Here is a 12,366-nt window from a genome sequence, read left to right as displayed (position 1 = left end):
CATGGCCTATTGCACCGTCGCCGACGTGGAGAGCCTCTGCCGGTTGATCGACGTGGAACTCAATCCGGATATAGACATCCAGGTGTTCATTCAAAAGGCCCAGGATCGGATTGATACCCGTTTAGGGATGCGGTACCAGCTTCCTCTTCCGGAACCTGTACCGGGGATCATCAAATCGATTTGTGCGGATATGGCTGCCAGTTTTGTGCTGGACAAGCACTTCAGTATGATGCCGGATAAGTTTCAGACCCCTTTGGCAGCCGTTTATGTGAAGAGAGCGGAAGCGGACCTTCAGTGGGTGCTGGAAAACCATGCTCTTGATAACCTGCCTGGCATTCAACTGAACCAAAGTCAGCCTGTCGTAAAACCGGCGCTGCGTTCCACCACACCGGGTTTGAGTCCAATGGAAAAGGTGTTGAGGGATCTGTGAGAATTGATCTTTCCGAGCAAGGATTAAGGCCGGTTGTCAGTCGGATCAACGGGATGATCGCAAGAGGACAGCGAATGCGTCCACTTATGAGAATTATCGGCGAGATTATTCGCGGTTCATCGGTGCGAAACTTTGAGTCCGAGGGTCGACCAAAGTGGAGGCAATGGTCCCCTATCACCGTGAAGATTTACGGCGGTCGTGCGCTGGATGAATTGGAAAAAACAAAACGTTATCAAAGTGCGAAGCGAGAGATCACGCGTGCGAAATACCGGAGTCAGGCGCTTGCCGGAGCGTCCTCCGGAAAAATTCTGAACCGTAAAGGGGATCTCAAGAAATCAATAGTGGTTCAGGCCGAAGAAACGGAAGTGCGGGTGGGTTCCCCCCTCCCCTACGCTCGTATCCACCAACTTGGGGGCGTGATTCGGCCACGCAATGGCAGGGCATTGAACATCCCTTTGGGGGGCGGACGGTTTATCCGGGTGAAGTCGGTTACGATTCCGGCCCGCCCCTATCTGGTTTTGCAGTCGGAAGATCATAAGGCGATTATCCGGGCGACAAAAAACTACATGGTGAATGAATCATGAGCATGACAAGTCAAATCATCGAGAAACTGGTCTCGGTTCTTGGCAGCGCCCCCGCTCTGGCCGAAATTAAGAAGTGGGACAAGGTGAACGGTTTGATTCCGAACGCTCCTACCGGCGGGAGCGTCGGTTGGGAGAAAACCAACTATCAGGAATATGACCGTGAAAAAGACAAGGCGACCGGGTTGTTTAACCTGTACGTTTACACCCTTTCAGCCGATCCGTCTAAAGCAGAGGCACGAATTCAAGATCTTGTCGAGGAAATACGTTTGGTTCTAACAGCTGACGACCGTAAACTGGGTGGTTTGCTGGCTGAATCCTATGTCAGCGAGGCCGTGGCCGACGCGGTTGACCATAAGCCTCCGACCGTTCTCTACTTTGCGAAAATCGAGTACCAAGCGATTTACTACGCCCCCCGCTTTCGGTCATAGTGGGGGTTTATTTTGAGAAAGGAGTGAAAAAATGGCCAAGGAATATATCGTTCCCCGCGTGGATGTCGATGACTCCAACGTCGGCCCCCGCCCCACCCCTATCGTGTCGTTGGCCCGCTGCGGACTGGTGGGGACATTTGAAAAAGGGCCGCTTCATACACCGGTATCGGTTGGCAGTATGGAAAAGCTCATCGAAATCTTTGGGGGACACAAAAAGGATTTGACTGGCTATCTATCGGCACAGGGATTTTTTAATCAAAGTTATAACGGCAAGCAGGCAAATGATCTACTGGTCGTCCGGATTGGAGGTACGGGCATTGCAACTGCTTCCCTCACCCTGAAAGACGCCAGTGGAAATGACAGTATCATCTACGAGGCAGACTCGCCAGGAGAATGGGGAAACAGCATCCGCGTTGCCATCGCCACTGGGACAGCCTCCGGCACTTTCAAATTGATTGAGTCCTATGGCACCAAGGCGAATGTAATCGATAACCTGACCTTGGAAAGCGTGACGGCAACCAAATTCAAGTACGGTAAAGTTCGGGTGACATCGGGAGCAACCGCAATCCCGGCCAATATCGCCTCTACCCCACTTGCGGGCGGAGCGGACGGAACAGCGTCTGATGCGGATTATGTGGGTACTATTGATACCAATGGGAATCGATCTGGTTTGAAGGTTCTTGAACCCTACCGGATCGCTCTGGTGGTAGCAGCCCAGCAGACATCCTCCGTTGTCCAAAATGCCCTGATTACACATGCGATGAATGCTCCGCTCAGTCACGGCTACCGGTTAGCAATTTTAAATGTCCAGAAAGGACTCACTCCTGACCAGGCAGCCGAAACCACTGCGGCTTTAGATTCGGCGCGAGCAATTATGACTTATAACTGGGTGGAGCCTGTTGAGATGGCCGGTGAACTTGTGGCTCCCGATGGGTATTACGCCGGTGTGCTTTCCGCCCTTCCTGCGCAAAACAGTCCGTCGAACAAGCAGATTCAAGGTATTCTGTCGACGGAAAGATTTTTGGATGAAGCCGAATTGAAGACTCTTACCTTGTCCCGGATCTCCCCCATCAACCTCAAGGAGGGTATGGGATTCCGGATTCGAAACGGTGTCAACTTGTCCAGCGACCCTGCTTGGTCGCAAACCAACATCCGGCGAATCTTTGACAAGATCGACATGGAAGTCTACGACGGCACCCAATGGGCTGAGTCTGAGAATCCGACTCCGGAAATGTGGCAAGCAATGGCGGATCAGATCGATATGATTCTGAAGCGGATGAAGGACAATAACGAGATTGCGGACTTCCAGCCGACTATTTGCGACGCGACGATCAATCCGCCGGAAATCGTTGAGTCCAGAATCACACGAACCAAGATCCGGGTAAAACCCTACTATGCAGCCGACTTCATCGACCACTATGTAGAGCGAATTGTCGGAAATCCGGCATCGTAAAGGAGTGGTAAATATGGGGAGCAATGAAACAGACAAAAAACAAGCTGTCAGAAGTGATTCCCCAAGTACTGCTGACAGAACCGTCAAAGTGTCAATGAAGTTGCTATTGGTTGAAGATGGGTGTCCTGGGTGCGGTGTGTGCGTCAACAGTTGTCCAGTGGAGGCTCTGAAAATTGTCAAGGGTACCATCGAAGTGACGGAAAGTTGTGTGGGATGCGGAGCATGTATCCCCAAATGTCCAGTCAATCTCTTATCTCTTGCACCGGGGGTGATTGCACATGGCTGATCCGATTCAAGGGTTTGACGTTTCGACCATGCTGACCGGACCCAGCGGCCCGGTTATTACGGGCAACTATCAGGAAGTGGAGTTCACCATTGACGAAGACACTGAGGAATACCTGGAACTCGGCGAACGGATTGCCCGTAACCTGGACGGACAGATCAAACTTTCTGGGAAGGTCAAACGCGGGCACCAGGATCTCGACTTGCTTCAAAAAATCTGGGGGTCCAACAGTTTGAAAAGGGGAACCCGCATTCCTCCTTCTCCACGCTTCACTTTGACATGTACCATCAACGCACCGGAAAAAGGCTATCAAGGCCGGTACCGGCTCCTGGACGTGAAGTTCAAAAAACTGGGCGTCCAAGCCAAGCAAGGAAAAGGGGTTCTGTCGGAGGACTTGGATTTCGTCTGTGAAGGCATTGAACGAATTTAATTTGTGAGATTTTTTGAGGAGGGGCATTATGCAAACCTATGAACTGACGCTGCCAAGTGGAAAGAAAATTAAGTTCCGCCGTCCGGAGGGACGAGATCGGGCGCAGGTTCTCGATCAAATCACCGGTGACAACATGATTGTTGTCAGTCTGAAGCTGGACATGTACTTAAAGGCGATCTGTGTTACGGAAGTAGATGGCCAACCTGTTAATGACACGTTCAAGTTTACATTCGATAATTGGGACGAAGAAGATATCGAGTTTTATGGGATTGTGTGGGCTGAACTGTTTGGAATTACAGAGGAGAAACGGGAAAAAGCAAAAGAGGCCGCCCGTTTTTTGCGGGGCAGCTCGACCTCTACCGATGGGTCCAAATCGTTCGCGCCCTCCACGGCACCCCGGATTTAAATGAGTGGAAACGGATGTCGGATCTGGAGAGAGAAGCGCTTTGGAACTCCTTTCTTTGGCTCCGGGAGAAAATTGAAGAACAATTAAAGGACACGTAAAAAGGGCTTCTCGTTGAAGAAGCCCCTGTTTGTTTCAGTGCAGGAAGTGTTCTTTTGCTTTTGTCCAGATAACCAAGGAGATGATCGCGACCAGGCTCCAAACCGCCAAGGTTTCGGAGAACCCGAAACTCACACTGACAAAGACCCCTAAAGGCACTGAGAGAAGATAAATAAACGGAACCGCTAAAACCATAGCCAAAAGCAGCCAGAGTTTCATCCCGAACACCTCCTACTTTTCATTTTACTACGAAAGGAGGGAAAGCGCGATGGCTTTTGATAATCTCCAAATCGCTATGGTACTGACGGCGGTGGATCGATTTAGCCCGGTTTTTCGAAGTGCGGAGAGCGGTCTTCGAAGTATCGAAAAAGTGGTGAAGCAAGTCTCCCAGAATGTCGGCGGTCAAGACCCTTTCGCCCGATGGAGTTCCGGTCTAAACAAAGTCAAAGAACAGATGAAATCCCTTCAGGACAAAATGGGGTCCTGGCAGGTCAAAGGCGGTGCGCAGTTTGCGACCGGCCTTGCTATAGCCGAGATTCCGAAGCAAGTCGTCAAGTCCGCCGGTGACTTCCAAGATGTCATGAAAGAGATCGAAGTCGCTACCTATGATGCCAATGTGGCACTTGAGGAACGGCAGAACATCTTGAAGAAAGTCGGGGACCTTTCTTTGAAGCTCGGTCAGGAAACCCGTTTTAGTGCGCTTGAAGCCGCCCAAGCGAACTTAACGCTTCTTAAAGGCGGCATGGACGTTCAAACCGTCCTATCGGGTGGAGCCGAAGCTGCCATTAAATTGGCCCAAGCTGCCAAGGTAGCACCGGAATCATCGGCGGAAGCGATGGTGAAGATCGGGAACGCCTATAACTTGAGCGGCGAAAAAATGCTTGACTTGGCTGATGTTTTGGCTCGCACCGATGCCGCTTCTACGGCGAGCCTGGCCGATCTGCAAATTGGTTTTAAATATGCAGCAGGCGCGGCTGCGATGTTAGGTGTCTCTTACAGGGACACCGCTGTCGCACTCGGTGTATTAAACAACCGGGGACTTGACGGCAGTACAGCCGGTACAAACTTAGCTGATGCTCTCCGGCGTCTGGCACCTCACACCAAGGAAAGCGCAAAAGTGATGCAAGAGTTGGGATTGGCGCAACTGACTAAAGAAGATTTGAAAAAAAGAAAAGAAGGTATGTCGGCGCTTGGGTTAGCCGGAAAGGATCTCTTTCATGACGAGTCCGGAAAGCTGAAACCTCTTGCGGATATCATCCAGATCCTTCGCGAAAAAACAAAGGGAATGAGAGCGGATGCAGCCCAGATGGCCTTCGACAAGATCTTTGGCGTTGAAGGCGGGCGGGCAATGTTGGCCCTGGTTCAGGAAGGTAAGGGTTCCTTCGAAGAAGTGAACGGTGCGTTGAACAGGCAAATGAGTCTCAATGACCGCATCGCCGAACAGCAAAAGACGTTTAACGCGAAATGGGAAGAGTTTACCGGGAGCCTTGATACCTTAAAGACGACAGCCGGAACCCCGCTGCTTGACATGCTTACCAAAGGGGTCAAGGACTTGTCTGATGTGGTCGAACGGGTGACCACTTGGACGAAAGCTCATCCGGAATTGACTGCCGCCATCCTGAAAACCCTTGGCGCCGTTGCCGGACTTAACCTTGCCGTTGGCGCCGGGAAAATACTCTTTGGGGGAATGTTCGGTCAGATTCTGGGGATTGGCGGCGGAATCGCTCGTCTATCCGGATGGGTACTTGGCGGAACCCGGAGTGTAGTTGGTTTCTGGAATACATTCCGATACTTCAGTCAAGGGTCTAGTGTTTTACGGGCATTTTGGTCCGCTTTGGCATTTGGGAGTCCTTGGTTGACCAGAATCACGGCATTATTTGGCAGATTGGGCGGAACGGCGGTGTCTGTAGGAGGTTCTGTCGTTCGGTTCCTTGGTGGCGGCTTTATGCGTGTGGGGAGTATCCTCCTTTCATTCGGCAGCACTGCCTTGTCTGTCGGGGGAATGGCCATTCGTTTTCTCGGAGGCGGCCTGTTACGTGTCGGTGGAATTCTCCTCTCGTTTGGCGGAACGCTTGTCAGGATTGGCGTACAGGCTTTGCTTTTTGGTGGCAGGCTTGCGATGGCTTGGCTCATTGGAATGGGACCCGTCGGCTGGATCATAGCCGGTGTGACAGCAGCTATTGCTGGCGGTGTGGCGGCGTGGAAAACCAATTTCCTCGGGTTTCGGGATTTGGTTATGGGGGTTTGGGAAAAGATCAAAGTCGTCTTTGAGAAGATCAAGTCGTTTTTCGGATCGAAAAAATCAGCCACCGTTACCTTGTCGACCGATTCTGTGACAACCGATGTACCAGCTTACGCAGCGGGTGGGTTTATAACCAGCCCGCACTTTGGACTGGTTGGTGAGGCTGGGCCGGAGGCCATCATCCCTTTAGGCGGAGGGTGGCGGTCGCGTGCTCTGTCTCTATATGAGCAGGTAGGTCGGATCTTGGGAGTAAAACCCTACGCCAGCGGGGGGATTATTCTAACCGGCGGTATTCGTGATCCATTGCCGCTGGCCGCTGGCACAGGTGCCTCCGACCCGTTCGTTGGATTCGGGAACTACTCGACTACGATCCATGTGCAGAACATCTATCATATTCAGTCAACCGATCCAAAAGGTGTGGCTGATGAAGTGGCCAAAACCCAAACACCTGAAAAATACAGGCTCTCTCGAATTGCCCGGATCGACCCTTCGTTTAATTGACAGATGGAGGCGTGAACGATGCCAACTATGCATATTGGAGATTTTGCTTTCGCACTGGCACCCCGCAGAGAAGTATCGATCGATACAGGACGGGTCATAGCGAAACTGGATATTCCGGGGGCGGTTCCAGACTACCAGGACATGGGACCGGATGAGAAAATCATCTCCTTTTCTGGTGTTTTGGATGGGGAGAACGCCTACCCAGATCAGACGAATGCAATCCAAGCTATAAAAGAATCAGGACAGCCTGTTCGCCTTGTATGGGGCGAGATGAACTCGATGGTTCGCATACGGAAGTTCTCTTTTAAGGTGATCCGGTCGGATCGGGTGGAATACAACCTTGATCTTGTGGTGGACCCGAATCCGCCTTTTGCCACAGCGGCAAATGTCGCTGTCACATCTTCGGCCATCAACGACGTTTCTCTGATGAAAACCTACACGGTGGTCCAGGGTGACACAGCCTGGGGGATTTCGGAAAAGTTTCTCGGTGCCGGATGGAACTGGCCTGCCCTATCAACAGTCAATCCAGGTGTGAACCTTGAAAGAATTTATCCTGGACAGGTGCTTAATATCCCGAGTCCTGATGCTGTCACGGCATGGAAAAAGAACCGTGACAGCGAAAATGCACAGCTACAAAACGCTTTGTCAGAAACCGGGCTGGCTCGAATCGATGGGGGTGGAGGAGACGATCTTGGTTATGCAGCGGATCTTTCATAGGAGGTGGTTCCGGATATGGACGGTTCCTCACGTGCATGGGTAGAAGTAGACGGAGTAGCCGTCAAACCAGCGGATGTTGTTTCCGTCAGACTCGAAAACACTTTGTACCTCGCGGCGGATTCCTTCGACATAAAACTCCGGAATCAGTATTTTCTCAGTGATTGGCTGCGGAAAGAGCAAAAAGTCCGAATCTGGCTGGGGTACGTCAAAGATCCGAACATCTGGACTCAAAATGATTTGGTGCATTTGTTCACCGGAAAAATTGACGGCGTCAGGCCTAACTTTGGTTCCGAGAGTACGGTCACGATCATCGGTCGGGACTTCTCCGCCCCGATGCTGGATACGGAGTTTAGTATTGCATACCAGAACATCACTTCATCCGACATCGCGGAAATGATGGCGGAAAAATACGGATTGACGCCACGGGTCACGCGCACGACGTCCATCCTTCCAAGAGAACTGTTCCAAAGCAAGAAGGAATGGGAAACGTTACAGGGGGCGGCTGATCGGGAAGGGTTCGTCGCCTATGTTTCCAAGGACGAAGAACTATATTTTGGTCCTCGCAGCGGTGATGATGAAAAGCCGGTCAAAACCCTGATTTGCTCTGGAACGAAGAAAAATTGTTCTATCGAATTTGATGACTCTTCCGTAGGGGTCATCAACAAGGTCACAGTTCGGCACTATCGTGATAAGCAGCTGATTGAAGGCAGCGCCCAGGATGATTTTCTTATCCAAGCGATGGGACAGGTCAAAGAACGAATCCTTCATGTCAGCAACATCAAAACTCGTGAGGAAGCAACCTCCATTGCCCAAAAGCGGCTGAAGGAACTGTCCCGCGCTGTTGTGACCGGCAAAGTCAAGGTGAAGGGAAGTCCCTGGTATTATGCGGAGGCAGCAGTGAAAGTCCAGGAGGCTGGTCGCTTTGATGGTGGTTATTACATCGACCAGGTTGTTCACGATTACAGCAAACAAGGGTACTACTGTGATCTGGACATCACGAATCTGCGTCCGGAAAACGCGCACCAATATCGTCAAGACTTGTACGATTACCAAACTAAAAAAATGTAGGAGGCATGACAATGGCCGGGAGCACATTCCCACACTCCGGTATATTGACATCTCTTGACCGGTTGCAGGCCAAGGCCAGAGTATATTTGCCGCTGTTGGGATTCGAAACCGATATGATTCCGGTGGCCACTCATTTAATGGATGATCTTGAAGAAGGCTGCACAGTTCTGGTCGTTTTTATAAATGGGGATGTCAATGATGGGGCTGTAACCGTTAAGCTGTGAGGTGATCATGATGAGGCTAGGAACGGATTTATTGCTGTCTGACGGGGATCTCGGGTTGACCGGGACGCGGGATCTGGCGTTGATCAGTGAAGATAAAAATGTCCATCTGGCCATCCTCCGTCGACTAAACACCCGGAAAAATGGTCTGTTTGGACATCCGGGAGAAGGTAACGGAGTTTGGGACATGCTGTCCGAAAACATGAGTGAGGATTGGAAGTATAAGGCCATCGCGGAAATCAAGGAGTGTCTGCGGACGGAAGACAGAATCTCTGAATTATGGGTCACCGGAGAGATTTTTCCGGAAGAACGGCGTGCGCGGTTTATGATCCTTTATCAATTGATAACGGGCCAAACAGGCACCTTGATCTGGGAGGTGGAGCGAAGTGTTTAAGACCTTCCAGCAGATTCTTCAGGGATTAATTGATGGAGTGATAAAAGCCGGGGGCAGCATAACTGATTTCCGTCCCTTCTCGGTGGCTAGGCAGATACTTTTTTCGATTGCTGTTTCATTCCATGAACTCAGTGAGCTGATTCGAGGAATGCTGGATCTCTTTTATATCAAAAAATCTCACGGAGAATTTCTGGACAAACGCTTGGCTGATTTTGATTTTTACAGAAAACCGGGGAGAAAATCAAAAGGCAGCGTCATCTTTGAGCGGTCAACCCCCTCCCCTATTGGTGGTCAGACAATTCCTGCTGGAACAAAAATTGTCAGTGAAGAAGGAATTGAGATTGTCACACTTCAGGAAACTCTCCTCCCAATCGGGTGGACTTCAGTGACTGTTCCTGCCGAAGCGGTGAAGGTAGGACGTACAGGGGATCTGGCAGGTGGAACACCATTGAAATTGGTAGGCCTAGCCATTCCTGGGGTGGAATCTGTGAAGGTCCATCCTGACGGATTTGGAGGTGGACTTGATCCGGAAAGTGACGATGATTTCAAGAACCGGTTCCCAAATTTTATTCGATCCCTTGCAAGGGCCACTCCAAGATCTCTGATTACGGGTGCTTTAGAGGTTCCAGGAGTAAAGAGAGCTTTCTTAATCGAAAATGACCCGGAACGAGGATGGAGCAAACTTTTTATCGACGATGGTTCAGGAAGCGCAAGCACCACTCTCATCGCGGCCGTCTTTCAGCATCTCGATGAAGAATATAGAGCACATGGGACTGGACTTCAGGTCACAGCAGCTACACTGAGATCGGAAAGTCTATATGTGAACATCCTAGTCAAACGAGATCGCCAAGGAAATCCTTTGGAACCATTAGACATAGTTTCCGCAAGAGTGCGTAAGTCGCTTGTCGATATGGTAAATAGCCTTGGAATGGGTGACTCTCTCAAGGTAGCTGCAGTTTACGCCGAGGTCTGGAAAGATCGGGCCGTTGACAACGTCAAAGTGATCGCGCCGATTGATGATATTCAGCCAGAGTCTATCGAAACGATCCGGACGTATGAGGAGTTGGTGGTTGTCAATGCAGCCTAAAACACAGATGAATTACTTCTCTGATTTAATGGGTCGGATACCTAAAGAATGGATCGATGCAGAGAAGTCTTTACAGCCGGGAGGAGTCCTTTATTCGATCCTTTGGGCTGTTGCAGGGGTGTTGGCAGCTTTTCGCCTGATAATTGAGAACGCAAAAATGCAGTTGTACCTTAACGATGCAACCGACCGACTTCTGGATCAGTGGGGGTGGGATTTAGTCCGCCTTCGCCGCCTACCAAACGAAGAGGATGAGATTTTTCGTACAAGGATTAAACGTGAAGTTCTTCGTAGACGAGGAACCCGAAAGGCAATAGAAAGAGTTATTTTTGATCTTACCGGAATGCCGCCGGTTGAGATTTTTGAACCCATCCGAGATGGATTCTATTGGTCTTACTCTCACTGGAATTCAACCAGATTTTCTACCGGAGAACCGTTTACCGTTTTTGTTACAGTTCGACGTCCTAGAATCACTTTGAATAGCGATGGTAGCGGTACGAGTTTTTGGGCTAAATGGTTCTGGAATTTTGGATTCTGGGGGAAAAGGGGTGATTCTAAGAATTCCATTAGTGACAGAGATATCTACGACGCCATAAATTCGGTTCGCGTTGCCGGTGTAACGATTTATGTAGCGATTATCTGATTTCCGGGAGGACTGAGGATGGATAAAAAATTGATTTATGACTATGAACTGGGGACTGCCGCAGATATCAAGGATATTCAGGATTATACTGAAGCTGCGTTTCGCCAACTCATAAAAGACCTTATTACAAGTGAACCTGTAGTTGTGGGACTAAATGTTGTTGCGACAAACCCGGCCAGTATGAGTTTGACGGTTGAACCGGGGACTATTTACCAAGACGGGAACCAAGGTGTCTTACTGGAACCTGCTATCGTTACTCTTCAAGCAGCGCCTTCATTGGGGAACCGGATCGATCTGGTCTGCGCCCAGTACGCTACTTTAGACACTAACGAACAAATCCTAAACTTTATCGATCCGGCGACCGGCAACCGATACCTGGGAGGGGCTCCACAGCCGAAAGATCGGCTCGGAAAGGTAGTTCTGCAGGTAGTGACAGGTTCTGTCTCTGGATCGCCGGTTCCCCCTCCTGTTCCTGCAGGTTGGATTTGTCTGAAAGAGGTTTTGGTCGAAGCTGATGCTGTAAGCATCGTAAACACCAAACTGACGGATAAACGTCCGACAGTCACTAAGTCAGCAGATTTACAGACGGCTCTGGACGCTCACAAAACGGCAAGTAACCCCCATCCACAGTATGCGTTCAGTAATGAACTACATGAACATGTTTCCAGGACTGACAATCCACACGGCGTGACAGCCGCACAAATAGGAGCGGAAACGCCTGCCGGAGCACAAGCAAAGGTTGATAGCCATGCCAGCCGAACCGACAACCCGCACAGAGTTACCGCAGAACAGATAGGGGCAATTCCAACGCCCGTACTTGATGATCTATCATGTATCCGCTTGATGGGGGTGAGGATCTAAAATGGCGTACTCAGAGGAACGTCTTTATCAGGGGCAGCCAGGAACCGCCGAGGTAACCGTCTATACGGTTCCCAACACATTCGGCGGAAATCCTGTAAAAAGGGTCACGATAACCGAGATTGTGGTGTGCAACACCTCTTCCGGTCCAGTTACACTGTCAGTTTCGATCGTTCCTGCTGGTCAATCTGCAGGTAACACAAACAGAATTCTTGCAAATGTTACGGTTCAGGGCAACACCACCACGGAGTTGCCGTTTTCGGTCCCGATGTACGTGGGTGACTTCATTTCGGCTGTACAGGGAACCGCAGGAGCAATCACATTAACCATTTCAGGGGCGGTGAGGACATAATGGCTTGGGAGTTTCCAATGGTTTCTGAAAGCGGGGACAGCGGTGTGTTGGCCAGCATCTATAAAACTTTAGTTGATCCGCTAAAAAGCTACAGTGATCTCACGTATAATCCGGAGTCACCTACGACCTACCCTGTACCGCAAAGTTTTCTCCTAGCTAGAAAGCTGACGATCGGA

At 50.4% G+C, this 12,366-nt stretch carries 17 protein-coding genes; 16 read left to right on the top strand and 1 reads right to left on the bottom strand.

All coding sequences use genetic code 11. The annotated features are described in order from the left end of the window. Position 1: 1 nt before the first annotated feature. Genes AC4ED1_RS10680 through AC4ED1_RS10650 form a run of 7 tightly spaced genes read left to right on the top strand, consistent with a single transcriptional unit; the run spans position 2 to position 4,014 of the window. Positions 2-430: a phage protein Gp36 family protein gene (locus AC4ED1_RS10680; RefSeq protein WP_490938404.1), complete on the top strand. Its 429-nt coding sequence runs from the start codon at positions 2-4 to the stop codon at positions 428-430. After that, positions 427-1,014 (top strand): phage virion morphogenesis protein, encoded by a 588-nt coding sequence (locus AC4ED1_RS10675; protein WP_490938402.1) that lies wholly within the window; start codon positions 427-429, stop codon positions 1,012-1,014. Before AC4ED1_RS10680 ends, AC4ED1_RS10675 begins: the two co-directional genes overlap by 4 nt. Continuing rightward, positions 1,011-1,442, top strand: coding sequence for a hypothetical protein (locus AC4ED1_RS10670; protein ID WP_490938400.1), 432 nt, complete (start codon positions 1,011-1,013; stop codon positions 1,440-1,442). Before AC4ED1_RS10675 ends, AC4ED1_RS10670 begins: the two co-directional genes overlap by 4 nt. 31 nt (positions 1,443-1,473) lie before the next feature. Beyond that, a complete protein-coding gene (locus tag AC4ED1_RS10665; protein WP_490938398.1) occupies positions 1,474-2,895 on the top strand; it encodes a phage tail sheath C-terminal domain-containing protein in 1,422 nt (473 codons plus the stop codon). A 13-nt stretch (positions 2,896-2,908) separates the two neighbouring features. Then, positions 2,909-3,181: a 4Fe-4S dicluster domain-containing protein gene (locus AC4ED1_RS10660; protein ID WP_490938397.1), complete on the top strand. Its 273-nt coding sequence runs from the start codon at positions 2,909-2,911 to the stop codon at positions 3,179-3,181. After that, the gene (locus AC4ED1_RS10655) at positions 3,174-3,608 is read left to right on the top strand and encodes a hypothetical protein (RefSeq protein WP_490938396.1); all 435 of its coding nucleotides are present in this window, start codon (positions 3,174-3,176) and stop codon (positions 3,606-3,608) included. Before AC4ED1_RS10660 ends, AC4ED1_RS10655 begins: the two co-directional genes overlap by 8 nt. 28 nt (positions 3,609-3,636) lie before the next feature. After that, a complete protein-coding gene (locus AC4ED1_RS10650) occupies positions 3,637-4,014 on the top strand; it encodes a hypothetical protein (RefSeq protein ID WP_490938395.1) in 378 nt (125 codons plus the stop codon). Between the two features lie 132 nt (positions 4,015-4,146). On the opposite strand, the gene AC4ED1_RS10645 is transcribed toward AC4ED1_RS10650, so the two are convergent. After that, a complete protein-coding gene (locus tag AC4ED1_RS10645; protein WP_490938394.1) occupies positions 4,147-4,329 on the bottom strand; it encodes a hypothetical protein in 183 nt (60 codons plus the stop codon). Positions 4,330-4,378: 49 nt separating this feature from the next. On the opposite strand from AC4ED1_RS10645, the gene AC4ED1_RS10640 reads away from it, so the two are divergent. From AC4ED1_RS10640 to AC4ED1_RS10600, 9 genes are read left to right on the top strand one after another with little or no spacing between them, the layout of a single operon-like run. Then, entirely contained in the window at positions 4,379-6,853 is a 2,475-nt protein-coding gene (locus AC4ED1_RS10640; RefSeq protein WP_490938393.1) for a phage tail tape measure protein, read from the top strand. Positions 6,854-6,871: 18 nt separating this feature from the next. Further along, positions 6,872-7,570: a LysM peptidoglycan-binding domain-containing protein gene (locus AC4ED1_RS10635; RefSeq protein WP_490938392.1), complete on the top strand. Its 699-nt coding sequence runs from the start codon at positions 6,872-6,874 to the stop codon at positions 7,568-7,570. Between the two features lie 15 nt (positions 7,571-7,585). Then, positions 7,586-8,638: a phage late control D family protein gene (locus AC4ED1_RS10630; RefSeq protein ID WP_490938391.1), complete on the top strand. Its 1,053-nt coding sequence runs from the start codon at positions 7,586-7,588 to the stop codon at positions 8,636-8,638. Positions 8,639-8,649: 11 nt separating this feature from the next. After that, a complete protein-coding gene (locus tag AC4ED1_RS10625) occupies positions 8,650-8,862 on the top strand; it encodes a hypothetical protein (protein ID WP_490938390.1) in 213 nt (70 codons plus the stop codon). A 10-nt stretch (positions 8,863-8,872) separates the two neighbouring features. Continuing rightward, positions 8,873-9,253 (top strand): hypothetical protein, encoded by a 381-nt coding sequence (locus AC4ED1_RS10620; RefSeq protein WP_490938389.1) that lies wholly within the window; start codon positions 8,873-8,875, stop codon positions 9,251-9,253. After that, positions 9,246-10,340 (top strand): baseplate J/gp47 family protein, encoded by a 1,095-nt coding sequence (locus tag AC4ED1_RS10615; protein WP_490938388.1) that lies wholly within the window; start codon positions 9,246-9,248, stop codon positions 10,338-10,340. Before AC4ED1_RS10620 ends, AC4ED1_RS10615 begins: the two co-directional genes overlap by 8 nt. Beyond that, complete coding sequence (locus AC4ED1_RS10610) at positions 10,330-10,980, top strand: hypothetical protein (protein WP_490938597.1); 651 nt, start codon at positions 10,330-10,332, stop codon at positions 10,978-10,980. Before AC4ED1_RS10615 ends, AC4ED1_RS10610 begins: the two co-directional genes overlap by 11 nt. 18 nt (positions 10,981-10,998) lie before the next feature. Continuing rightward, positions 10,999-11,841, top strand: a complete 843-nt coding sequence (locus AC4ED1_RS10605; protein WP_490938386.1) for a hypothetical protein — start codon at positions 10,999-11,001, stop codon at positions 11,839-11,841. A 1-nt stretch (position 11,842) separates the two neighbouring features. Next, positions 11,843-12,190, top strand: a complete 348-nt coding sequence (locus AC4ED1_RS10600) for a hypothetical protein (RefSeq protein ID WP_490938384.1) — start codon at positions 11,843-11,845, stop codon at positions 12,188-12,190. Positions 12,191-12,366 lie beyond the last annotated feature (176 nt).

The sequence above is a fragment of the Effusibacillus sp. SKA8 genome (genome assembly GCF_058273125.1).
This window is presented reverse-complemented; position numbering and strand designations above follow the sequence as displayed.

Coding starts and splice junctions, on each gene's coding strand:
- AC4ED1_RS10680 (WP_490938404.1), top strand. CDS start 2: ATGGCCTATTGCACCGTCGCCGACGTGGAGAGCCTCTGCCGGTTGATC.
- AC4ED1_RS10670 (WP_490938400.1), top strand. CDS start 1,011: ATGAGCATGACAAGTCAAATCATCGAGAAACTGGTCTCGGTTCTTGGC.
- AC4ED1_RS10665 (WP_490938398.1), top strand. CDS start 1,474: ATGGCCAAGGAATATATCGTTCCCCGCGTGGATGTCGATGACTCCAAC.
- AC4ED1_RS10660 (WP_490938397.1), top strand. CDS start 2,909: ATGGGGAGCAATGAAACAGACAAAAAACAAGCTGTCAGAAGTGATTCC.
- AC4ED1_RS10655 (WP_490938396.1), top strand. CDS start 3,174: ATGGCTGATCCGATTCAAGGGTTTGACGTTTCGACCATGCTGACCGGA.
- AC4ED1_RS10650 (WP_490938395.1), top strand. CDS start 3,637: ATGCAAACCTATGAACTGACGCTGCCAAGTGGAAAGAAAATTAAGTTC.
- AC4ED1_RS10645 (WP_490938394.1), bottom strand. CDS start 4,329: ATGAAACTCTGGCTGCTTTTGGCTATGGTTTTAGCGGTTCCGTTTATT.
- AC4ED1_RS10640 (WP_490938393.1), top strand. CDS start 4,379: ATGGCTTTTGATAATCTCCAAATCGCTATGGTACTGACGGCGGTGGAT.
- AC4ED1_RS10635 (WP_490938392.1), top strand. CDS start 6,872: ATGCCAACTATGCATATTGGAGATTTTGCTTTCGCACTGGCACCCCGC.
- AC4ED1_RS10630 (WP_490938391.1), top strand. CDS start 7,586: ATGGACGGTTCCTCACGTGCATGGGTAGAAGTAGACGGAGTAGCCGTC.
- AC4ED1_RS10625 (WP_490938390.1), top strand. CDS start 8,650: ATGGCCGGGAGCACATTCCCACACTCCGGTATATTGACATCTCTTGAC.
- AC4ED1_RS10620 (WP_490938389.1), top strand. CDS start 8,873: ATGAGGCTAGGAACGGATTTATTGCTGTCTGACGGGGATCTCGGGTTG.
- AC4ED1_RS10610 (WP_490938597.1), top strand. CDS start 10,330: ATGCAGCCTAAAACACAGATGAATTACTTCTCTGATTTAATGGGTCGG.
- AC4ED1_RS10605 (WP_490938386.1), top strand. CDS start 10,999: ATGGATAAAAAATTGATTTATGACTATGAACTGGGGACTGCCGCAGAT.
- AC4ED1_RS10600 (WP_490938384.1), top strand. CDS start 11,843: ATGGCGTACTCAGAGGAACGTCTTTATCAGGGGCAGCCAGGAACCGCC.